This window comes from Mesorhizobium sp. BR1-1-4, assembly GCF_020165375.1.
Lineage (GTDB): Bacteria > Pseudomonadota > Alphaproteobacteria > Rhizobiales > Rhizobiaceae > Mesorhizobium > Mesorhizobium australicum.
Window position 1 is genome coordinate 155,342 of the sequence record NZ_JAIUIB010000002.1, and the last position, 22,366, is coordinate 177,707.

The following is a 22,366-nucleotide window of genomic DNA, read 5'->3' on the forward strand; positions in this document are numbered from 1 at the left end:
ATTGCTTACCACTCCTGGCGGCCGCAGCGGCGGTGGGCCCAGCCGTTCCTTCGGGTGTGGTGGCTGGACTGCCGCTGCCGGTAGGCGACCCGTCGTCGGCCGCCGGATCATCGCCCGTACCAATACTGGTCGAAACGCTTGCGCCTGCGTCGCCGACATTGCCGCTGGCACCAACGCCAACGCCGACTGCTCCCTTGCCCGCGCCAACCGAAGCTCCGACATGTGATCCCCCTGCATCGCCGACCCTCGCTCCCACCCCGACCGAAGCGCCTTGCGAACCGGCGTTTACTCCGGCGCCGACTCCGATTCCGCCGACGCTGGCGCCTACCCCTTTGTCGAGAGCGCAGGCAGGTCCGATTTCAATCCCGATCATCAGGGCGGCGGCGACGTACTGTTTCATTGCTATGTTGACCTCGGCATATATTCGGCTCCACGGTCTGTTCACTGGCGCGGGTCGAGCCCTTTCGGTGGTCGGGTCGGCAGCAATGCGAGGGGAAGAGAGAGCGGGGCCAAGACAGCAGCCTGTTTCTGTTTTTCTCGCGAGCCCGGTTTGCGCCTCGGTTCAACACCTGATCTGGGTGGTGCACGTGCAACCACACCTGCCGGCTTATGGATCATTCGCGAGTGCGCTGCAGCCGCAGGCCGGTTCCTGGTCGCGAGGTCGTCGATTGCCTCGCGCGCGGCACTCAGGCTCAGAGCCAGACCGGTCGCCCGTTCACGTTCTTCTTCCAGCGCCGCGCTTAACCCTACCGAGGTCCGGTTTGCAGCGTCGCGCTCCTTGCGAACGACGTCGAGGTCACGGGCAGCTGAATCGGCTCGGTTGCGTTCCAGCTCGAGCGCTTCTCCAGTTTGCCGTAGACCTGCTTCGGCCGCCTCACGGTTGTTATTGGCGTTGGCCAGCTCGACCGCGGCCGCATTTGCGGCTGTCTTGAGGGCCTCGATGGTTCGGTGAGCCGTTGTGAGCTCTTGTCCCAAGAGCTCAACCTTGTGCCGTTCGTCGTCAAGAGCTTGCGTCACCGCAGTCTCGGGGACGTCCTTGGAGGGCTGGGCTGCACCGGCGGCGGGCTTGTCACCGCCCCAGAGAGTGGCTTCGGCCCTGAAGCTTTCGATGGCCCGTTGCGCCGTCTGCAGATCGAGCGAAAGGGCTTCGTCCTTTCGCTGCTGCTCTTTTAGAGCTTGTGCTTGCTTGGCTAGCTCCGCTCGCGCGGCAGCCAATTCGCGTCGTAACATCTCCTGATTTTCGCCTGGCGGCGTTTGTGCCTCTGCGTCGGGTGCCTGTGCTTCGCTGGGCACCAGCTCTCCAACTGCGTGGGATCCGAATGCCCTTGCCGGTGCCTTGCCCGGCTCTTTGCCGACATCGACGTGTTCCGTAAATGCATCGGACGAACTGTCGCTGGCTGGGAGAGGCGCTGAGGCGTCAGGCGCCCGCTGACTGTGTGCGGGAGATGCGAACAGCAAAACAAGGCATAACGGAAAGAGGGTGACGATGGCCTCGGCCCGCCTTCCGCGCGTCTCGTGCGGCAAAAAAGAAGTCCATCGTCCAATCGAGCTGAACGCATCGAGGAGACAATTCGCCCTCGTGCTCTGCACATGACCCATCGCTGAACCTCGAGACTGCGGCCTCACCGCATTGCATCTCCACCTGTCGAAATTTCCGGTGCCGAGCAAAAGCGCGAAGCGAGCGAAACACCACCGCGCGCGCCAAAGCATCAGTTGGAACCTAACTGGTGGTTCCTCAGTTGCCATCATTCGATCGAACGGGAGATTGGTCCTATAAATGCCTGCCTCGCTTGGCATTCCCCTTGGCGCCCGTCCATCCAGGCGGAAAAATCAACGATCGCAATCCCACATCGCCTGGCGATCTCGTCGCGTGGATATGTGACGCAATCACCTTCGGCGGCAATCCGCTTCACCCGGGCTCGAACGGCAGGAACTGAACACGCAGGTCGCATATAGCTGGCGAGACCCGCCGTCCGTCCGGTACCGTAGTCGCGTATCGCCGAAAGTCGTGCTGACCTGCCGGCCCGGAACTGCGTTGCAAGCTGGACGTTACGAAATTGCTGCAGCTTGGCTGCTCAGGACCTTTGATGTTCAATTTCGTCTTTGCCACCGGCATTGAAAACAGCGCTCCCACGATCAATGGAGGACGGGAGCGGGTCGACGAAATGGAGAAATGTCGCTTCTACCAGCAATGGCGCACCGACTTCGAGCTGCTCCAGGAACTGGGTCTTCGCTTTCTCCGCTACGGGCCTCCAATTCACAAGACCTGGTTGGGCGACGGACACTATGACTGGACCTTCGCCGATGAGACCTTCGCTGACCTGAAGGCCAGGGATGTTCTTCCGATCGTCGACCTCTGCCATTTCGGCGTTCCAGACTGGGTGGGCAATTTCCAGAACCCGGATTTTCCGCGGCTGTTTGAACGTTACGCGCACGACTTCGCAACCCGCTTTCCTTGGATCCAGCTCTACACGCCGGTCAATGAGATGTTCATCTGCGCCACCTTTTCAGCGCGCTGGGGTTGGTGGAACGAGCAACTGAGCACCGATACGGCCTTCGTCACCGCCCTCAAGCATATCGTGAAGGGCAACGTGGTGGCGATGCGGGCAATCCTGCAAGTGAGGCCCGACGCTATCTTCATTCAAAGTGAATCCTCGGAATACTTCCACGCCGACTCCCCCGAGGCCATCGGCAAGGCGGAGCGCTTCAATAGCCAGCGTTTCCTATCGCTCGACCTCAATTACGGGCATGACGTCGACGCGCGCACTTATCGCTACCTGCTCGAAAACGGGATGACCGCGCAGGAGTACAGCTTTTTCCTGGAAAACCATTTGCGCAGGCATTGCGTGATGGGCACTGACTATTACCAGACCAACGAGCACCGGGTTTGGGCGGACGGAACCACGTCGGCTTCCGGCGAGGTGTTCGGCTATGACGAAATTACGCGCCAGTATTTCAACCGTTACCGCCTGCCTGTGATGCATACAGAGACAAACATCCGCGAAGGGCCGAACGGGGACGAAGCCGTTTACTGGTTGTGGAAGGAGTGGGCCAACGTGCTTAGGATCCGCAACGATGGTATACCTATCGTGGGCTTCACTTGGTACTCGCTGACCGATCAGGTGGACTGGGATAGCGCCCTGCGCGAGAACAACGGAAGGGTCAATGCGGTCGGCCTCTATGATCTGGACCGCAACCCCAGGGCGGTGGGAACCGCATACAAGGCGCTCATCGCCAACTGGAACAAGCTGCTCGCCACCCAAAGTGTCTGCCTCGCTTTGCCCATCTTTTTGCCGTCCGAGCAGGACGACCCAAGTGTTCGCGCGCAGCAGGACTATGCGGGGGGCCTTTTGCATGTGGACCGGATCGCCGAAGCTGGGGCCGAACCGCTGGAACCCTCCAAGGACAAGGTGAAACCCGATGCGCCTGGCTGACAAGAGCGCGATTGTGACTGGCGCCGCAAGCGGCATTGGGCTGGCCATCGCGACCCGCTTAGGCGCCGAAGGCGCCCGCGTTATCATCGCCGACCTGGATGGAGGCAGTGCGCAGGCGGCCGCACAGGCAGTCCGAAAAGCCGGCGCGCCGGACACCGCCGTCTCGGTTTGCGACGTTTCAGACGAGATTGCCGTCGGGCAGTGCTGTGGACTGGCCCTCGCGCGATTTGGCAGGTTGGACATCGTCGTCAACAACGCCGGCCTGATAATGTTCAAGCCCATCGAGGCGTTCACCAGCGCCGACTGGCTGAAGGTGCTGAGTGTTGACTTGCTGGGGGCAGTCCATTTCACGCGTGAGGCATTCGCGCACATGACCCATGGCGGGTCGATCGTGAACATCTCGAGCGTGCACGCGCTTGAAACGACGCCGCATGTCGCCCCCTACGCAGCGGCGAAAGCGGCGCTACTGTCGCTCACCCGGTCCACTGCGATCGAAGGCCGGGCGCGTGGCATACGCGCCAATGCTATCCTGCCTGGGGCCATCGACACACCGATGCTCTGGGAAAATCCGAACATCAAGTCAGGCGTCGAATCTATCAGCCCGGAAGATGTCGGCAAGCCGGAGCAGATTGCCGCGGCCGCCGCTTTCCTGGCTTCAGACGACGCCGCCTTTGTCAACGGCGCGGCGCTCAACGTGGATGGCGGCCGGTTGGCACGGCTCTAGACGTGCAAGCGGTTTGCTGCGGCACTGCGAAGGCCAAGTCGCGCATGGATCACCCGCACCGGCGTCGACAGCGCGCGCGTCGACAGGGAACGGTCCCGCGCTCGGGGGCTGGAAAACAATCACATTGCCACTGGTTCGGCTGGAGAAAGGCTCGAGAATTTGCATCAGGCTGGACGGCCCCGATTCCACCGCGCGAGCGCTCCGGCGGGCATCTCCGGACAGCGGCGGCGATGCGGACCAATGCGGCGAAGGCGATCACGAGAGGCGCGACGGGCGGCATGGATGAGGACGACCGGGCTCTGCAGTCGACCGCGAGCGCCCTCGTTAGGAGTCTCGCCGGCCGAACCAACTTGTCGCCGACCATCAGCGGCCATTCGATTGCTTTGAGGGTGCCGCCCCTAGCCGCCGCCTCGTTCCGCGATACTTGGAGAATCGGAGTGCACAAGGTGAGACCGCGATGTCCGATGGAATCCTGCGCTGTCCCGAGCGGCCGACCGAGTGCCTCTCGAAATATTGGAAACCCGATCTAGATCACTCAGTCCGGGGGAGATCTGGCCGTGCTTTACACGCACTGCTGGTAGCGCTACCACTTCAGATGGAGGGGCGCGGCAAGACCAGAGGCTGCGTATGTAAGTGGACGTCTTCCTGCAGGCGTCTCATCGCCGGGAGGTAATCGATGGCGTCCGTTGCGATCCGCGATGTCTATAAGTCCTTCGGCGCCGCCGAGATTCTCCATGGCGTCGGCATCGACATAGAAGATGGCGAGTTCGTCACGCTCGTCGGCCCGTCGGGCTGTGGGAAGTCGACGCTGTTGCGCATGATCGCGGGGCTAGAGGGCATCACGCGCGGCGAGATCGCCATTGGTGGGCGCGTTGTCAACGCGGTCGCCCCCAAGGAGCGCGACATTGCCATGGTGTTCCAGAACTACGCGCTCTATCCACATATGACGGTGCGAGAGAATATGGCGTTCTCCCTGATGTTGAAGCGTGCCTCGAAGCAGGAGAGCGATGCCAAGGTTGCACGTGCCGCGGAAATTCTCAACCTCACGCCGCTTCTGTCGCGCTATCCCCGGCAGCTTTCGGGCGGGCAGCGGCAGCGCGTGGCGATGGGCCGGGCGATCGTTCGCGACCCGCAGGTGTTCTTGTTTGACGAGCCCCTCTCCAATCTCGATGCCAAGCTGCGCGTACAGATGCGCGCTGAGATCAAGGAACTCCACCAGCGCCTGAAGACCACGACTGTCTATGTCACTCACGACCAGATCGAGGCGATGACGATGGCCGACAAGATCGTCGTCATGCATGACGGCAATGTGGAGCAGATCGGGCGCCCGCTCGATCTTTATGACCGCCCGGACAATCTTTTCGTCGCGATGTTCATCGGCTCTCCAGCCATGAACATGCTGACAGGGCGCATTGGTGCCAGTGGCTTTGAAGGCAGCGGCGGCGTCGCCGTACACTTGCCGCGGACGCCGAAAGGCCTGAGTGGAGGTCCAGTAGTGCTTGGCATCCGGCCAGAGCATCTGCGCCTCTGCGACCAAGGCTTTCCCGTCACCATCTCCGTCATCGAACCGACCGGGTCGGAGTTGCAGATCATCGGCCGCGCGCCCGGTGGCGAAGAGATCGTCGCGAATTTTCGGGAGCGCCACCCGTTCCAGCCGGGCCAAACTGTCAGGCTCGCCGCCGAGCCAGGCCTGGTCCATCTCTTTGACGCAGATACGGGTCGCCGGCTTTGAACATGCCGAGGTCAGCCAATCAAACAGGAGGAAATGGCCATGAGATACACCAGAAGAGACGTGATCCGCACCAGTGCCGGTGCTGCGGCGGCCGGGGCAATCGGTAGCCGGCTGCTTGGCACGCCAGCTCTTGCCCAGGATGGGCCGAAATTCACGCCCGAAAAGGGCGCCAAGCTCAGGCTCCTTCGCTGGTCACCATTCGTCCAGGGCGATGAGAACGCCTGGCTGGCGCAGACGAAGAAATTCACCGACGCCACCGGTGTCGAGGTGCGCGTCGACAAGGAGAGCTGGGAGGACATTCGTCCCAAGGCGGCGGTCGCCGCCAATGTCGGCTCGGGTCCCGACCTGATGTTCGTCTGGTTCGACGATCCGTTCCAATATCCCGACAAGCTCCTCGATGTGACCGATCTCGGAGATTATCTGGGCAAGAAATATGGCGGCTGGCACGAGGGCCCAAAGAGCTACGCCACCAAGGACGGCAAGTTCATCGGGCTGCCGCTGGCGACCATAGGAAACGCGATCGTCTACCGCGAGAGCTGGGTCAAGGAGGCCGGCTTTTCCGAGTTCCCGAAGGACACCGACAGCTTCCTCGAATTGTGCAAGGCTCTGCAAGCCAAAGGCCACCCCGCCGGCTTCACCCATGGCCACGGCGTCGGCGACGGCAACAACTACGCCCACTGGCTCTTATGGAGCCATGGCGGCCAGATGGTCGACGAGAACAGCAAGGTGGTGATCAACAGTCCCGAGACGCTGAAGGCGATCAAATATGCCCAGGCCCTCTACAAGACCTTCATCCCTGGCACCGAAAGCTGGCTCGACGTGAACAACAATCGTGCCTTCCTGGCCGGCGAGCTGTCGGTCATCGCCAACGGTATCTCGGCCTATGAAACAGCCCGGATCAACAAGGACAAGGATCCCAAGCTGGCTGAAATGGCCAAGGACATCCGCACGGCCAGCTTGCCGATCGGTCCGATCGGCAAGGCGGTAGAGCTTTACCAAGTCACCTCGGCGGTGATCTTCAATTACACGCCCTATCCGAACGCGGCCAAGGCCTATCTGCAGTTCATGTTCGAGGAACCGCAGATGTCGGAATGGATCAAGGGCTCTTCCGGCTATTGCTGCCAGACTTTGAAGGCCTACGACGACAATCCGATCTGGAAGGCCGATCCAAACTATGCGCCCTATGCCAAGGCGTCAGCGACGCTGCGCAACAACGGCTATGCAGGGCCGCTCGGCTACGCGTCCGCAGCGACCATGGCCGACTACGTGCTGGTCGACATGTTCGCCAAGGCGGTGACTGGTCGGGCGACACCGCAGGAGGCAATGGAAGAGGCCGAAAAGCGCGCCAACAGGTATTACCGGGTGTAGTCTGGACGTCTTCTTCCATTCGAGGGGGGAAGACGCCTGTTGTTTTTCCGGTCGCCCCAGCAGGCGTCGCGACGTGCCGCCAAAAGGCACGCGCCCACAAGGAGAGAGCGCGGACCAATGGGCCCGCGCGCCAGCAGTCCACGAAAGTCGGAGGACTGCTTGCCACTCGATACCGCCACAGGAGCCTTTTCATGGCCGTGACAACCGCCGCCCCGCCCCGCCCCTCCTTCTTGTCGCGCATTGCCGAAAGCCGTGGGCTGCTCAGCTTTGGCTTTATGCTGCCGACAGTGGTGCTGCTGCTGGTCTTTCTCACCTATCCGCTGGGGCTCGGCGTCTGGCTCGGCTTTACCGACGCCCGCATCGGCAGGCCGGGCGTCTTCATCGGCCTGGAGAATTATGAATACCTCTGGGACGACAGCGTGTTCTGGCTGTCCGTGTTCAACACGCTTCTCTACACAGTGAGCGCGTCTATCCTGAAGTTCGCCCTCGGCCTTTGGCTGGCGTTGCTGCTGAATGAGAACCTGCCGTTCAAATCCTTTTTCCGCGCCGTGGTGCTTCTTCCCTGGGTGGTGCCGACGGTGCTGTCGGCGATCGCCTTCTGGTGGATCTACGATTCGCAATTCTCGATCATCTCCTGGGCTCTCAAACAAATGGGCCTCATCGACCACAACATCAACTTTCTTGGCGATCCGCAAAACGCGCGCGCTTCGGTGATCGCCGCTAATGTCTGGCGCGGCATTCCCTTCGTCGCCATAACGCTGCTTGCCGGCCTGCAGACGATCCCGCAATCACTCTACGAAGCCGCCACGCTGGACGGCGCCGGTCGATGGCAGCTGTTTCGCTATGTCACCTTGCCGCTGCTGACGCCGATCATCGCCATCACCATGACCTTTTCGGTGCTGTTCACCTTCACCGATTTCCAGCTCATCTATGTGCTGACGCGCGGCGGCCCGGTGAACGCCACACATCTCATGGCGACGCTTTCTTTCCAACGTGGCATTTCGGGCGGGCAGCTCGGCGAAGGCGCAGCCATCGCCGTTGCGATGATCCCGTTCCTGCTGGGCGCGATCCTGTTCAGCTATTTCGGCCTGCAGCGACGCAGGTGGCAGCAAGGCGGCGGAGATTGAGATGGCTCTGATCGATCCCAAGGCAAATGCAGCCGGCGACGACGAAGGTGGCATGACCTATCTGCAAAGCATGCCGCGTCGCGTAGTGACGATCTATGTCCCGTTGGCCATTTTCGTCATCGTGCTGCTCTTTCCCTTCTACTGGATGACGATCACCGCGATCAAACCCAACGCGGAAATGACCAGTTACGACACATCGAGCCCGTTCTGGGTAGTCCACCCGACCTTGCAGAACATCCGCTACCTGCTTTTCGAGACCTCCTACCCCGGCTGGCTACTCAACACCACGATTATTTCGGTCGCCGCTACCGTGCTGTCGCTGATCGCTGCAGTCTTGGCTGCGTACGCGATCGAGCGTCTGCGCTTTTCCGGCTCGCGCCAGGTCGGGCTGGCCGTGTTCCTCGCCTATCTCGTCCCACCATCCATCCTGTTCATTCCGCTGTCGGTGATGGTGTTCAATCTCGGGCTTTATGACACGCCCTTTGCCCTGATCCTGACCTATCCGACTTTCCTGGTGCCCTTCTGCACCTGGTTGCTGATGGGCTATTTCCGTTCCATTCCCTTCGAACTGGAGGAGTGCGCCCTCATCGATGGCGCCAGCCGCTGGCAAGTGCTGACCAAGATCGTGCTGCCGCTGTCGGTGCCAGGGCTGATCAGCGCGGGTATCTTCGCCTTCACGCTGTCGTGGAATGAGTTCATCTACGCCCTCACCTTCATCCAGTCGTCCGAGAACAAAACCGTGCCGGTGGGCGTGCTGACCGAGCTCGTCCGCTCCGACGTTTACGAATGGGGTTCGCTCATGGCCGGCGCCCTGATCGGCTCGCTGCCGGTGGTGATCCTTTATTCCTTCTTCGTCGAGCACTACGTGTCGTCAATGACCGGCGCGATCAAAGAGTAGCCCACGGCAGTAGCCGGCGGCGTGGCTCCTTATGGCGTGCGCCACCGCGCACAGCGGTCGCGAAGGGGACGGCTGTGGCTGGAGCGGGGAGCGCTGGCGCTATGCCGCACCACGTGATGCTTCCATCCTTGTGGTTCCCGCGACGAGCGGAAGCATTATATTCGCTTGAACTAACGCTTGCTGTTCCTGGTCCGCCGATTATGGTTGAGCGTTCCTGAGCCGGCACGGGATATGGACTTGCCTCGTCGATCAGTTCGATCGCATCTGCTTGGATTGATCGCCGCCGCAGTTGTCCCGGTGTGGCTGTTTGCCGGCTATTTGCTAGGCCAATATGCACTGCAGGAACGATATCGTTTTGAGCAGGACGCCGTGCAAACGGCTCGCCAGGTGTCGCTTGTTGTAGAGGGCGAGCTGGCAAATCTCCAAACCATCCTCGACGGCCTTTCCAAATCCCCCGCGCTCGCCAGTGGCGATCTGCAAGGCTTCCACCGCGAGGCGCTCGATCTTGTCCACGGGACGGACCGGACCATCATCCTGCGTGATCTTGGCCGCAATCAGCTGATGAACACTGAAATCGGATACGGTGCCGCCTTGCCGTCGGTCGCACCGATAGGAGCTGTCGACCGCGAGAAACTCAACCATTCCGGAGTTTTCGTCAGCGATGTCTTCACCGACAAAAGCTCAGGCGAATACCGCGTGGCTGTTGCCATTCGGGTGCCCGCTCCTAAGGGGGAGGACCTGCTTCTTGCACTTTCTGTACCGACTGCCCGGATCCGCGATGTTTTGATGCGGGCCGTCCCGGAAGGATGGACGGTGGGTGTGGGAGATCGCGACGGAAATTACGTTGCCCGTTCCAAGTTGCACGACGAATGGACCGGAAAGCCCGGATTGCCCGAATACGTGGAAAAGATAGTTGGGCGCTCGGGCTCATTCACGTCCCGCAACTTCGAAGGGGCGACGCTGCTGGCAGGCTACTACAGGTCTCCGCACTCTGATTGGTTCTACACCGCAAACGTGCCGCTTTCAGCAGCGCAGGCGCCGCTCTGGCGCTCGCTTGCCGCGATCTCCGGGATAGGTCTTCTTTCGCTTGTTGTTTCCGTTGCTCTGGGGTATTTCGTCGGCAAGAGATTTACCCAGGCCACCGCTGAACTGGCGACACGGGCCGAAGCGCTGGGTCATGGTCGCAGCGTCGAACCCCTGTCGACCTCGGTTACGGAGTTCGCTGGCATCGCCCAGGCGATGGTGGATGCAGAGCGGGCGATCGCCGAACGGCGCTACGAGTTGGAGGCGGTGTTGGAGACAGCGCCGGCGGCAGTCTGGTTTACCTATGATCCGAAGGCTCTTCAGGTTATCCGCAACCGCTTCGCGGCCGAACTCATGGGCTTGCCAACCGACGCGCACAAATCCTTCGGCAGACCCGACCTCGTCATCGAGACCGTGGCCGTCAAGGACGGGCACATAGTGAGCCGCGAAGACCGCCCTCTTAGCCGCGCCATGCGCGGGCAGCTGACGGATCATGAAGAGTTCGCCTACACGCTGCCGTCAGGTGTGGAGCGCTTTCTACTTTCCAACGCACGTCCAATTCGCAACCCCGGTGGCCGCATCATAGGGGCCGTACAAATCAGTCTCGACATCACAGAACGCAAACGCGGCGAGGAGCAGCTCAAATTGTTGACCAACGAGCTGAACCATCGCGTGAAGAATATCCTTGCCGTGGTTCAGTCCATTGCCTCCCAGACACTGCGCAACGCCACAAGTTTGCCTGAAGCAGGACGCACGCTCTCCAGCCGTCTCGTCTCGCTGGCCCGGGCCAACGACCTGCTTATCCAGCAGAACTGGAGTGGCGCCGACGTCAAGGATCTGGTTGCCACATCGGTCAGCTCACACGCGCCGATCGACCGCTTCAAGATTAGCGGCGAGTCGGTCTGGCTACCGCCGAACGTCGCTCTTTCGGCCGCTCTGGCTTTTCATGAGCTTACGACGAATGCGCTCAAGTATGGAGCACTGTCGAACGAGACCGGCACGGTGTCGATTCAGTGGAGGCTCCTCGGGCAAAAACAGCATCGCTGGCTCAATCTGGAATGGCGCGAACGGGGAGGTCCGCCTGTTGAACCGGTCGAGCGAAAGGGCTTCGGCACGCAGCTCCTCGAGCGCGTGTTTGCGTCCGGCACGTCAGGGCGCGTCACTCTGAAGTTTCAGAAATCGGGACTGGTCTGCACCATGCGCGTGAATTCCGCGTCTGAGGTCGATCCCGCGGTAGACAGTGACGACACCCCTGGAGGGGAATCGTAGAAATCTCCAGCGAAGCTCTCGCCGCGGGGTAGGCCCGAGCACAGTGCTTTCGGAGAGGGACCATATTCCTCTCTGATCAGGAGTCTCTTGACACAAGCGTTCCCATTTTGTTCACTGTCGGCAAGATAGCCACAGGAGGCGCGCCATGAGGCTTCGGCTGGAAATCAAAGGAGCTTCCCCGGAAGAGAAGCAGCGCGGCATCGACGCAGCAAGCGCGGTCTTTGCCGCGGCGGGGATATCGCCTGAACAGGGAGCGGATGGAATGTTCGCGCTGGAAGGCTGGGACGACGCCAGTTTTCGCGATGACATGGAGCCGGATGAAGACGAGGATGAGGCGGCGAGCTTGTGGATGCAGGCAAATAAGGCTGCGATTGAAGCGTGTTGCGCCGATTGGCCGGCCGATGCCGTGCCAGGAAACTATCTTTTACTGGAATTGGTCGACTGATCAGACATCGAAAAGATCGCTCGGCCCCACGCCGATCTCGTCGATGGTGTCGGGCGTGTTGTGACGCGGCGATCCGACCTTGCTGTCGATCGGTGATATCTTCATCAGTTCAGAGCTGAATGGCTTCACGCAGGCGGGTCTGGGCCAAGCCGGCGCATGTAATCGGCCGGCGCCAGGAGCACCGGGTTCATGGGTCCTCGCCATCAACTCATTAGGCTCGCATGTCACGCCAGCGGCGACGCGCCTGTGGTGGCGGAGAGCGCAACCGTGAGACTGGCAAAACCAATCCATCTTTCGCCGCACGGGTGATGGGCGGTTTCAACTTTCTTAGTTTGGTCCTTGCTGGTTGGACGTGTCTGCCAATTTTCCCGAAAACAGCGCAGGACCGCGCGTCTTGAGCAGCGACAAGGACGTGTAATCGAGGATCGACAATCCGCCATCGACCACAAGCGTCTGGCCGGTGATGAAGGATGCTTCATCACTTGCGAGGAAGGCCACCGCTGCAGCAATCTCGCTAGGGGTTCCCATGCGGTTGAAGACACCCGGCGGGACTTCCCATTCGCCCGAGGAGTTCGTGCTCGACGCAGGTTCTTTTTCATCGAGCTCTGTGGCTATCCAGCCGGGGCTGACACAATTTGCCCGAATTCCGAATAGCGCACCTTCCACCGCCAGCGAGCGTGTGAGCGCCTCCACTCCCGCCTTCGCAACACCGTACAGTCCCCAGTTTCCGTGCAGTGTGGCCGTCGACGAGATGTTTACGATCGACCCACCGCCGCAGTCGCGCATCACCGGAAGCGCGTAGGAGGAGACGAAGTAGGTCGAATCGAGATTGGGGCCGCGCAACTTCGACCAGCGCTGACCCGGCGATTCATCACCCTCGATGCCTGACCTGCGGGAGCCGACCCCGGCATTGTTGACGACGACGTCCAGGCTGCCCCATTGAGCAACCTTGTCCACCATTTCCGCCGCTGCCGCTTCGCTTGCCAGATCACATTGAAAGAACTTAGCTCTGCCCCCGGCAGACGCGATCTCCGATTCCACTTCCGAGCCCTTGGTGCCGTCACGACCGACAAGAGCAAGTCTGGCCCCTTCGTTGGCGAAGTACCGCGCTATTCCACGTCCGATTCCGGAATTGCCCCCAGTGACGATTACGACCTTGTCTTCAAAACGCATCTCACCGTTCTCCAAATAGGATCATCGCTCTGCCCTGTCTTGCAGTGCAGAATATTACAGACGTTCTAAAGCCTGTTAACAGCTACCGATTGCGACGAGATCGAAGTGCGGCCTCACCCGTGAGGAGGCCCAACGCATCCTCGATAAGCCTACGGCGAACACCGGCTCATATTCTGATGGTTCTGGTGGGGGCCCAAAAAGGGCCCGCCACCGGAGAGGTCTTGGTAGCGGGCAGGTGCAGGAGTGCGCTGGGATCAACCAGCATAGATAAACGGACGGCCGTCTGGCGGTTGCGGTCATCGTTCACCGGCATTTTACCATGCGAACATATTCCGAGCGTCAAGAGTATGGTAGCCACCACGAGGGCGCGGTGCGGTTCGAGCGGGTGATGGGGGCATTACTCGGTCGGGTCAAGCTCAGGCGAGGTGCCGCGTCCGCACCATCTCAGTCGGGATAGGTCTCACCGGAACACGGGCGCGGCGTCACTTCCCCCGAGCCACTTGCTTGGCCAAGTCGCCGATCTCGCGGCGCAGCTCGGCAATCTCATCGGCTGCGCGGTTGGCGACCTCGATGATGCGGTAGCCGACCTGTCGCTGTTTCTCGGCTTCAACACGATGGGCGATGCTTCCAAGGTGTAGCCCTCGATCGCGGCGGCGAGGGCCTTGACGGCCGTGTTGTCGACCAACGCGCCGGCGCCGTCATGGTGGGGTGCCTGGGCGATGGGCTGGATCTAGCGCGGCAAATCCGCCCCGGCGACCTTGCGGGTGTAGGCGCTCAACACAGAACACGGCTTCATTCTTGGTCTCAACGCTCCCGCTCGAGGAGCCACTAAACCAGAACCATCGGCCAGCCGACGGCCCTTGGAATTCCTTCATAATACGGCCGGCGTTGTCAGTCTGGAATTCCGCTGAGAAATCACACGGCTTTGATTGACCGCCTAGGATTGTTCGCCGCCACGCCAGAAGTACGCGACCGCCGCGGTCGACCAGGCAGCAGAACGCGTCTTCCTTAGTCGCAAAGGTGTCCACGATGGTGCTGCCGTCGACGACCTGCCAGCCGCGATGATACGCGAGACGGACCCTCAGGCGCTCGCTCATCCCCGAAAGCTTTCGGTGTACCAGGGTGATCTTGCCGTCCACCTTCATCGGCTTGTAGATCATCAGCCTCTTGGGAAGGTGGTCGGGATGGACCTCGAGGAGCGTAATCTCGACCGAGGGCTTGCACCGGTTGCAATCGAATTTCAGCTTCGGAGGGTCAACGCCGTTCACAAGCATGTTGTGCCGGGTCGCCTTCCCCAGCGTGTCGATCGGGTCGTGCGCCATGAGAACAGAAAAGGAACAAATTCCTTGCCCGTCCAGCGGCCTTATGGAATCTTTGCGCAGATGAGCGACGAACCAATCAGGCTTCCCGACGGCATAACGCCCGTGCCGCGCGAGCGCGCCAGAGTGCTAGGGCACCTGTGCGAGCACACGGGTTGCGCGAAGCACGGAGGGTCCGGCTTTGCTCGGCATCGCCATCAGCCGCATTGGTTCTGTTTCGAGCACCGAGGCGACGTCGAACGCTATCTCTGAAAGAGGAAACCATGGCAGATAGACCACCGTATATGCCCACAGGCATCGGCATGGGCATGCTGGGGGACGACGAAACGAAGATCGGCGTCCTGATTTTCGAGACGGCGAAAGGTAATTTCGATTTCGCCATCAACCAGCAGGCGGTCGATGTCATTCGGAAGGCGCTCAGCAAGATCGAGACGCACCTCACGAACGGCAAAATCTCGGACGTGGATCAGCCGGTGAAACCATTCTATGCCGCTGATGTGTCGTGGCAGCGGCCTGCAAAGGATAAGCGCAGAACGGCTAACCACGAGTGCCGCCAGCCAGAAGCCAGAACGCCTCGCTCCGCCGGCGCGGTCGCGAGGGGGCTTGCCGACTGGTTTAGGTCACCTCGCTAATACCGGCCCCTGGCCGCCGCTGTCCAAAACGGTGCGTTTGCGCCCGATGATCATCAGTTTGCGAGCGGTGTTGTTGCGCAGCCGGCGGATGCGCCATTCCAATGCCGTCTCGGTGGCGATCGCCTTGGCATAGAGGCTTGAACGCATCGCCTTTTCGTCCGCCGCAATCTTGATCGGGTCATCGTAAAAAGCAGAAATCTTTTCTGATCCCATCCCCGGTGTGGCCAACCAAGGCGCGGAATGTACGTCGAACACAGGCGATCGACGTCAGTAAGCGCCCGATGGATGCCGTCTCCTTGCGCCGGGCATGTCGTGGAGAACGCGTCGCCGATGAAGACGACACCATTGCGCCGGTGTCCGCTCGTGGCCGTCAGGCTGACCTGCCTCAGCTCGACCGGGCTAGCGATAGCGAAGTTGCCGCAATGAGCAGCAATCACGGGCATCAACTGGAGAAGCATTTGTTGCGGACTCGCGCGGAATGCTTGGGTCCACGGATCAGCAACAGTTCTGTAGACAAACATGTTTGCCCGCATCCGGTTGCCTATTCGGAACACGGTCAAAAAGGGAATGCGGTCTCTAACTCTCCGAGGATAGAAGGTCAGCGAGCGAGGGCCGAATTGCTGGGGCGAGACCGCAAGGTCGAACCCGATCGCCAGTGAATGCGCCTTCGATAGCTCAACGCGCTCCACACCGATGGCGCGCCGTATCGCCTCGCTATAACCGGTAGCGACCACCAACAACCGGGCAGCGATAGTGGTGCCGTCCGTGAGCACAAGGCGCTGCCAGTCCGGCGCGGTAGAGACCTCCGCAACCTTCCCGACCATCAGAAGCACCTGTGGCGGCAGGGCCTCGCGCAGGCCGTTCACCAGCGGACCGTAGGAGAATCCGAACTCGGCGTTCTCCTTACGCTCAAAGAGCTGTCCGAAGCGGAAGACCTGGATTTCGTTTGTCGGGGTGACCAGGGTTTTTATGACAGGGCCGAGCCCCAGCTTGTCGACAACTGCATCTGCTCCAAGCGGGTCTTCTCTGCCCGGAACTCGTCGTGGTGTACGCGGTGCGGATCAATGAGCGCGACCTTGCGCCCGGCTTTGCCTAACACCGTTGCCAGGGTGGTGCCGGCCAGTCCGGCGCCGACAATGGCCACATCGACTGATGTCGCCCCGGCGTGTTCGGCAAACGGTTCAGAGTAGTTCTGCTTATTCATCGTGCCTCGTCGGCTGATGTCCCCGGGTATCTTTCCGACCGCTCGTCACCTCAACTGCCTGATTGGGATATCAGCGATGACTAATGTTTCTGTTAACGGACCGCCCTCATTTGCCCGCCGCCTCATTCACGGCAGCGGCGGGCGTCCCTGGAGATGAGTAAAAGCGACTGCTCGGGCGTTGGTGGCCTTGGCGGAGCATAGGATGCAAATTCGGTGCCGTGGATCCGTGCCGTAGTGAAACAGCATGAGGAAAGCCCGCCGCGCGCGCTCCGACGACGGGCCTCCTTATGGAGTGGCTACATCCCAGAGGGAATCGACCACCGTATGGTTAACCTCCCCTACGGGACAATGTTCCGGGCATGAAAGAGCCCGCTGACCGAAGCCAGCGGGCAAGCCACTTGGGAAGGCCGCGGGAGTGGTGCGGCCAGCTCCCGAACCATGGTCGCAGCCAGATGTTCCGCAGCCCACAAGAAGCCAACGGCAACACCGGTTCTAATTCTGTGGGGCTCAAAAAAGGGCCCGCCACCGGAGAGGTCTTGGTAGCGGGCAGGTTCTGGAGTGTGAGCGGTGGCAGGGTCGGTTGCTAGATATCGAGCAACCGTTCTAGGAAGCTCGAGTATGTTTAACCAGATTGTCGAGCTCTTTCGCAGCCTCAAGTCCCGAAATTTTAACGTCGACATGTCGCTTCCGGATTTCAGCGGCAGAATCTCGCAATTCCTCAAGCCTTCGAGAATGCCTGGAGGCTGGCGGTAAGTTTCCAATGTTCTGCATCGAAGCTGCCATTGCTGCGCCCTCTAAATCAGTTCGTTGCACGGCACCGAAGCCCTGCCGAAGCTCGTCGACGGTTGCTCGTCCCCGGCGAACCGTTCTATGATCGTCACCGGGGGGTAGACTCTATTGGCGCCAAGGTTCATCGCTAAGCAGCTCTCTTGGCCGTCGGGGATCGGCGGCTGGCTTGTCCGCGCAGGAATGAATCGCGGCAACGCAAGGCTGAACAGCTACGCTCTCGATCAACTTCAGTTGGTGCCAGAAGATCGAGTTTTAGAGGTCGGGTTCGGGGGCGGCACAGCACTGCCTCGCCTTCTCCGTGGCGCAACATTGGTCTGCGGTGTTGATCGCTCTCAAGACGTGGTAAAAACCGCCCGTCGCCGGTTTGCCGATGCTGTGAGCGCCGGACGAGCCGAGTTCCACGTCGGTACAGTAGAAAAACTGCCGTTGCGGGATTCGACATTCGACAAGACACTAAGCGTTCATACGGTATACTTTTGGCAAAGCCTTGAAGCTGGATCAGCGGAGCTTGCGCGCGTTTTGGTGCCAGGCGGGCGCATCGTGTTGGGCTTCCTCCCCAAGGTCCATATGGACCGGCTGAACATGCCGGCGGATATCTTTACTCCGCGCGACCCAGATGACGTAATTGCTGCGCTACGAAATGCCGGGTTCAAGGAATTCGAGATTCGCAGACCGACCTCGGAAACGGCAAGGATCGTCGCGACAGCCATACGAAGCTGATTGAACGCGCCAGGGAGCCGGTGGGAAATCGCCTAGGCAAAAGGGTTGAATGCAGGCCCGCAGGAAGTCGCTCACCCGCCCCGAAGCACGCACCACCGGCACGTGGCGCAAGTAAAAAAGCCGCGCCGCTGCGATCACCAGATCGCGACGAGCAAGACCCGTTCTGCACAAAAGGAGCGGCTACTGCAACCAATTTCAGCCTGAAAAGTTTGGAAGGCCTTATCACCGTCAAGGAGGAGGGTCTGACTTGAGTGCTTTCCTGCCTGTGAAGATTAGGTTTACGAACCTCCAAGCGGCGACGGCCATCCAGTCAGTGGTCGAAGCCCGAGCGGCAATGAATGCGGCCGCATGGAAGAACAAGCACTTGCATTCCTATCGACAGGCACTGCGTTTGCTGGAGGAGGCTCAGGCAGGAACCTGCCGGCAATCCATCGCTTTCGCAGCCTTTGTCAAAGCCGCAAGAGATCAGGACATGATTGTTTCAGATCAACCGAGTGAGGCTCTGAAGCGCCTAGACGTGCTGGCACGCTCCATCTATGCCCAGGATCGCATGCCGCGCTCGATTTAACCAACAAGCGCGTCCTGCGACCTGGAAGCCCGCGCCCTCAAAAAAAGCGCGGGCCGACCAAGTTTGCCCTTGGCCAGCAGCGCGAAGGACGTCGGAGTGCGCTGCGCTGGTCCAAACCCAGCATACGCGCCGGCCGCCTTGGCCGATCGCCAGTCGGCCCCCCTCACTGGCGGGAAAGCGAGCCCGGCCGGGTCTCGGGGACCCTGACCAGCAGCACGCGAGCTGCCGACCGTCGAACCAGCCGAAATATCAGGTTCAATTGCCCCTCGTCTTGGATCTAAACAATTAGTGGCTGGGGCTGAGCTCGCCGCACTCTTCGGATGACCTCACCGGCGATCTGATCGGCAGAACCGGTGAAGTCGAGCGGCCCATCATACATTGCCGCGTTCATCGGCATCCCGGCTTTGATCTCGCCGGCCTCGGTAAGGACCATCGTTGCACCGCCGGCGTGGGCTATTGCGGCAAGTCCACGTGAGCCATCACTCAGCGAGCCCGATAACACGATGCCGATTGCGCACGTCTTGGCGTGAACGGCCACAGAATTGAAGAGGATGTCGACGGTCTGCCCGCGATGTATGTGTCCAGCGCCCTCAACAAGTTTCACATTGCTTCTAGCGGCTAATGACAGGTGCGCGTCTGGCTGGCCGATGTAGCAGCGTCGGACGTGGAAGACGTCATCTTCATCGGCGACCATAACCGGCATTAGTGACCTCTTACTCAAAACCTCTCTCAGGTGACTCACTTTATCGCTGGGCCGATGCAAGACCACGAGGACGATGGCCTGCAGGTCATTGGGCAGGTTGCTAAGGAGGTCTTTGATGTCGCTGAGGCCATCCGATCCAGATGCGCCGATAGCGACGAAGAAAGGGCCATGTTCGTGCTGAGCGTGCGCGATATGCATCGACTAGGGCTAACAGGTTCGCACCAACTTCGCGAGGATAACCTCAAAGCATTCGCGATAGCACAATATTTCTCCCCCAGCGGTCCCTCAATGAGTACCACCGAGCCGGACCTCCGGTCATCCTAAATGGGTACGGAGGGGGCCGTACCCGGCAGAAGGCGCGGTTCATCGGGCGTCGGACAGGCTACATGGTGCACGCGGCATGATATTGCGGTGCGAGACGGTCTGTACTTGACTGGCCGGGGTCTGTTGTGAACCGGCCGATCGGCGATTGTGTTCGCTATCGGCTGCATGGCTCGCGTTGGTATCTACGCGCTCGGGGTTCACCTGGCTGGTGATGGCGCTTCGCACCCAAAGGCTCTCCAGATGCCCTCCCGCGAACGGGCGCCGGCTAACGCCAGGCGCATTCAACTCGGCTCCTTGCAGTTGATGCCCGGATCTGCGCGCGCAGCCGGCAAAAGCCGTTCGGCACGCTAGTCTAATCCCGATGGAACTGGATTGCCGCAATTTTGTTTCTCGTCCGCCCCCGTTTTGTGAGGCAGTGAAAAAAGGGAGACAGTCATGGCACCGCCAAAAAGGCCTCGACGAAAGGCCTGAACGAACTCTTCATCGACACTTTGAAGGACATTTATTTCGCCGAGAAGAAGATCCTGGCAACACTTCCCAAGATGGCCAAGGCGGCACAAAGCCCTGACCTTAAGGCAGCCTTCGAAAAGCACCGCGGCCAGACCCAGGAGCACGTAGCGCGACTGGAAAAAATATTCGGCGCTCTCGGCAAGAAACCCCAGGGCAAGACCTGCGCCGCCATCATGGGTATAACGGAGGAAGGCGCCGAGATCATGGACGAGTACAAGGGCTCTCCGGCTCTCGATGCTGGTCTCCTTGCGGCGGCTCAGGCAGTCGAACACTATGAGATCTCCCGCTATGGTACGATGCGCACCTGGGCTAGCGAGCTCGGCATGGCCGAAGCGGTTAAGCTTCTTGAGCTTACCCTTGGCGAGGAAAAGGACACCGACGAAACCCTCACGCAGCTCGCCGAGTCAGCGGTGAACGTCGCTGCCGAGGCGGCTTAGGAACGAGACAACGGTCTCTGTCATCCGCAAGGCTTCTGACGGTCGCCGTGCCGGCGGATGGCTTCCATACATTGAGGATAAGAACGCAATTTTCGGTGCCCGTCCAAATGTGCCGCAGTGAAACGGCAACAGAAAGCCCGCCTGGACGGCGGGCTTTCCGACCGGCCGGAGGCCAGGAGAGTGCGGCCAAAACCTCACGGCTGGTTCCCCTTCAGCCTCGGCGGCGTGCTATCACCAGGCAGAGCTGGCGCAGGTCCCGGTCATAAGTCCCCTCATCGCTGAGGACGTCGGAGCACCGCTTCTTCATGCGCGTTACCTGCGAGCCTGACATCTGAGCCACTGCACCCCGAATGTTGGCGCTCGAGAGGGTGCTCGGGTTCGACGGATTGCTGGGATTCGTTTCGTTTCCAATGGCCACGCCTGCGCCGACACCGCCTGTGCCGCCGACATTGGCGCCACGCCCGGCGTTGATGCCGCCCGTCCCACCAACATTGGCACTAAGCCGACGCCGCTGGGGCCACCGGCTTTGGCTCCAGCACCCGCGTTTACGCCACCAGCGCCGCCAATCGACGTGCCATCCCCAGCGCCGATGCCGCCGATCGATGCACCAGCTCCGGCATTGATGCCGCCGCCGCCGACCGAGGAACCAGCACCGACGCCACCAGCAGCCGTTGCCGGAAGCGACAATGAAAGCATGACTGCGCTGCTCGCAAGAATGTTGGCGAAGGTTTTCACGAAAGAATTCATGACACTCTCCTGTTGCTTTGCACCAGCCGCAAGTTGACTGTGTCAATAGCAAAGAGCCGCCGAGCGTCTCGGGTGCGGAGCAGGAAGGCTTAATTCAGAAGAAGGCTTCCGAAGTCTCAAAGCGATCATTAAATTTCTTACGATCGACGAAAGATCCGGCTGCTGAAAAGCGCTGCAGTGTAAGAGGTAGACGAACCTAACGGAGCGGCAAATGTCGATGCCTATGCCATGAGGAGAAACTAGAAATGAAACATGCAGAAGCACATTGATAAGTTCATCCGCGGCGGTTCTGGTGCGCCCGTCGAATGTGGTCTCATCGCCGCGCTTATCGGGCTCGAAGTCTCCCGTCTTGATCTTAACCAGATCACAGCCACGAAGCCTGCTGTCGACGGCTAGATCAAAAAGAGCGCAATCGCGAACCCTCCCTTCTCGATCCAAGAAGAAGCGGATTGACCATATCTGCTTCAGTGTCAAAGGGCGTTTCTTCCGACGGTCTTTCCCGCCTTCCAGGCGGCGGTCACGAGCTGCAGCATGATAGTGAGAGTGACCCATCTCATTTCTCCTCGGCCTTGACTGGCCGGGAGGGTAACTAGATGGAGCTAACTGCGGCGGGGTCGCGTGCGGACTGGGCCCTTCAATGTGACGATAATAGCGGAGCAGACGTTAGCCGATGCAAGCGAAATGGCCGCCATCACCCCCATCGCGGATTCTCCAAGCCCCACCGCACTCCCCGAAAGCCGCTGCTCAGCGGCTCATTTGCAGCGGTAATAAGCTTACACTTTCGAGTGCGGCACCCCGAGTTTGAAGTCCCCAAGTACTTTGCTAGTCAGGCAGATAATAGTTCACAGCTATGGATCCAAATCACGCCTGCCAGAACGGCTTTTGAAGATCCGCCTCGACGGCAGCCAGGGTAAGACCGACGTCGTCGATCCGCTGAGGCCCATCTTCGGCCAGTCGCTTCAGCTCCTCGCGATAGTACATGCGCTCGCGCCAGACCGCGACCAGGCCGCGCAGGGCGATGAGTCTCGCCCAGACCGATGCCGGTCCAGTCGTCCACGTCGGCTGTTCGCTCCAGAAAGACTGGCATAATCTTGAGGTAAGAAAAAGCTGCGTGCTCATTTGGCTCATCCTTTCTTGGTGCTGCTAACGACGACGTTACTGTGGCGGATGAGCGGAGCTGCGTACTAAAGCGCGGCCGAAACTGTTCCGAAAAATTCCGA

The 22,366-nt window shown here is 60.4% G+C and carries 21 protein-coding genes and 1 pseudogene; 14 read left to right on the forward strand and 8 right to left on the reverse strand.

The window, feature by feature from the left end:
• Positions 1 to 441 precede the first annotated feature (441 nt).
• Positions 442 to 1,293, reverse strand: coding sequence for a hypothetical protein (locus LB571_RS03950; RefSeq protein ID WP_224585497.1), 852 nt, complete (start codon positions 1,291 to 1,293; stop codon positions 442 to 444).
• Between the two features lie 794 nt (positions 1,294 to 2,087).
• On the opposite strand from LB571_RS03950, the gene LB571_RS03955 reads away from it, so the two are divergent.
• The 8 genes from LB571_RS03955 (at position 2,088) to LB571_RS03990 (ending at position 12,020) form a co-directional block, all read left to right on the forward strand.
• Positions 2,088 to 3,434, forward strand: a complete 1,347-nt coding sequence (locus LB571_RS03955) for a family 1 glycosylhydrolase (protein ID WP_224592421.1) — start codon at positions 2,088 to 2,090, stop codon at positions 3,432 to 3,434.
• Positions 3,421 to 4,158: an SDR family NAD(P)-dependent oxidoreductase gene (locus LB571_RS03960; RefSeq protein WP_224585493.1), complete on the forward strand. Its 738-nt coding sequence runs from the start codon at positions 3,421 to 3,423 to the stop codon at positions 4,156 to 4,158. Before LB571_RS03955 ends, LB571_RS03960 begins: the two co-directional genes overlap by 14 nt.
• Before the next feature lie 676 nt (positions 4,159 to 4,834).
• Positions 4,835 to 5,890, forward strand: coding sequence for an ABC transporter ATP-binding protein (locus tag LB571_RS03965; RefSeq protein WP_140792162.1), 1,056 nt, complete (start codon positions 4,835 to 4,837; stop codon positions 5,888 to 5,890).
• Between the two features lie 39 nt (positions 5,891 to 5,929).
• Positions 5,930 to 7,258: an ABC transporter substrate-binding protein gene (locus LB571_RS03970; protein WP_224592423.1), complete on the forward strand. Its 1,329-nt coding sequence runs from the start codon at positions 5,930 to 5,932 to the stop codon at positions 7,256 to 7,258.
• A gap of 275 nt (positions 7,259 to 7,533) precedes the next feature.
• Entirely contained in the window at positions 7,534 to 8,385 is an 852-nt protein-coding gene (locus LB571_RS03975) for a carbohydrate ABC transporter permease (protein ID WP_411908769.1), read from the forward strand.
• Between the two features lies 1 nt (position 8,386).
• Positions 8,387 to 9,283 (forward strand): carbohydrate ABC transporter permease, encoded by an 897-nt coding sequence (locus LB571_RS03980; protein ID WP_224585489.1) that lies wholly within the window; start codon positions 8,387 to 8,389, stop codon positions 9,281 to 9,283.
• Positions 9,284 to 9,460: 177 nt separating this feature from the next.
• Positions 9,461 to 11,575: a sensor histidine kinase gene (locus LB571_RS03985; RefSeq protein WP_224592425.1), complete on the forward strand. Its 2,115-nt coding sequence runs from the start codon at positions 9,461 to 9,463 to the stop codon at positions 11,573 to 11,575.
• Positions 11,576 to 11,720: 145 nt separating this feature from the next.
• Positions 11,721 to 12,020 (forward strand): hypothetical protein, encoded by a 300-nt coding sequence (locus LB571_RS03990; RefSeq protein WP_140792156.1) that lies wholly within the window; start codon positions 11,721 to 11,723, stop codon positions 12,018 to 12,020.
• Positions 12,021 to 12,347: 327 nt separating this feature from the next.
• Here LB571_RS03990 and LB571_RS03995 read toward each other — a convergent pair whose 3' ends face one another.
• The gene (locus LB571_RS03995) at positions 12,348 to 13,193 is read right to left on the reverse strand and encodes an SDR family NAD(P)-dependent oxidoreductase (protein ID WP_141907413.1); all 846 of its coding nucleotides are present in this window, start codon (positions 13,191 to 13,193) and stop codon (positions 12,348 to 12,350) included.
• A 500-nt stretch (positions 13,194 to 13,693) separates the two neighbouring features.
• Here LB571_RS03995 and LB571_RS04000 point away from each other — a divergent pair, with 500 nt between their 5' ends.
• Positions 13,694 to 13,831, forward strand: coding sequence for a hypothetical protein (locus LB571_RS04000; RefSeq protein ID WP_181763202.1), 138 nt, complete (start codon positions 13,694 to 13,696; stop codon positions 13,829 to 13,831).
• Between the two features lie 60 nt (positions 13,832 to 13,891).
• Here LB571_RS04000 and LB571_RS04005 read toward each other — a convergent pair whose 3' ends face one another.
• Complete coding sequence (locus LB571_RS04005) at positions 13,892 to 14,467, reverse strand: hypothetical protein (RefSeq protein ID WP_224593054.1); 576 nt, start codon at positions 14,465 to 14,467, stop codon at positions 13,892 to 13,894.
• 308 nt (positions 14,468 to 14,775) lie between these two features.
• Between LB571_RS04005 and LB571_RS04010 the strand changes: the two genes are divergently transcribed.
• A complete protein-coding gene (locus LB571_RS04010) occupies positions 14,776 to 15,144 on the forward strand; it encodes a hypothetical protein (RefSeq protein ID WP_224585485.1) in 369 nt (122 codons plus the stop codon).
• Here LB571_RS04010 and LB571_RS04015 read toward each other — a convergent pair.
• From LB571_RS04015 to LB571_RS04020, 3 genes and pseudogenes are all read right to left on the reverse strand, one after another.
• Entirely contained in the window at positions 15,133 to 15,399 is a 267-nt protein-coding gene (locus tag LB571_RS04015) for a hypothetical protein (RefSeq protein ID WP_224592427.1), read from the reverse strand. The genes LB571_RS04010 and LB571_RS04015 overlap by 12 nt on opposite strands.
• A gap of 50 nt (positions 15,400 to 15,449) precedes the next feature.
• Positions 15,450 to 15,968, reverse strand: a pseudogene (locus tag LB571_RS28925) (FAD-dependent monooxygenase); the annotation flags it as partial.
• A 143-nt stretch (positions 15,969 to 16,111) separates the two neighbouring features.
• Entirely contained in the window at positions 16,112 to 16,348 is a 237-nt protein-coding gene (locus LB571_RS04020) for an FAD-dependent monooxygenase (protein ID WP_224528343.1), read from the reverse strand.
• Positions 16,349 to 17,317: 969 nt separating this feature from the next.
• On the opposite strand from LB571_RS04020, the gene LB571_RS04025 reads away from it, so the two are divergent.
• On the forward strand, positions 17,318 to 17,857 hold the full coding sequence (locus tag LB571_RS04025; protein WP_140792150.1) for a class I SAM-dependent methyltransferase: 540 nt from the start codon (positions 17,318 to 17,320) through the stop codon (positions 17,855 to 17,857).
• A 247-nt stretch (positions 17,858 to 18,104) separates the two neighbouring features.
• A complete protein-coding gene (locus tag LB571_RS04030; RefSeq protein ID WP_224585480.1) occupies positions 18,105 to 18,425 on the forward strand; it encodes a DUF982 domain-containing protein in 321 nt (106 codons plus the stop codon).
• 277 nt (positions 18,426 to 18,702) lie between these two features.
• Here LB571_RS04030 and LB571_RS04035 read toward each other — a convergent pair whose 3' ends face one another.
• Positions 18,703 to 19,326, reverse strand: a complete 624-nt coding sequence (locus LB571_RS04035; protein ID WP_224585479.1) for a chemotaxis protein CheB — start codon at positions 19,324 to 19,326, stop codon at positions 18,703 to 18,705.
• 593 nt (positions 19,327 to 19,919) lie between these two features.
• Between LB571_RS04035 and LB571_RS04040 the strand changes: the two genes are divergently transcribed.
• Together LB571_RS04040 and LB571_RS04045 are read left to right on the forward strand one after the other, a co-directional pair.
• Complete coding sequence (locus LB571_RS04040) at positions 19,920 to 20,399, forward strand: ferritin-like domain-containing protein (RefSeq protein ID WP_224585621.1); 480 nt, start codon at positions 19,920 to 19,922, stop codon at positions 20,397 to 20,399.
• A gap of 999 nt (positions 20,400 to 21,398) precedes the next feature.
• Positions 21,399 to 21,542 carry a hypothetical protein gene (locus LB571_RS04045; RefSeq protein ID WP_181171421.1) on the forward strand — a complete coding sequence of 48 codons (144 nt, stop codon included), beginning with the start codon at positions 21,399 to 21,401 and terminating at the stop codon, positions 21,540 to 21,542.
• Between the two features lie 465 nt (positions 21,543 to 22,007).
• On the opposite strand, the gene LB571_RS04050 is transcribed toward LB571_RS04045, so the two are convergent.
• The gene (locus LB571_RS04050) at positions 22,008 to 22,265 is read right to left on the reverse strand and encodes a hypothetical protein (protein WP_140792142.1); all 258 of its coding nucleotides are present in this window, start codon (positions 22,263 to 22,265) and stop codon (positions 22,008 to 22,010) included.
• Positions 22,266 to 22,366 lie beyond the last annotated feature (101 nt).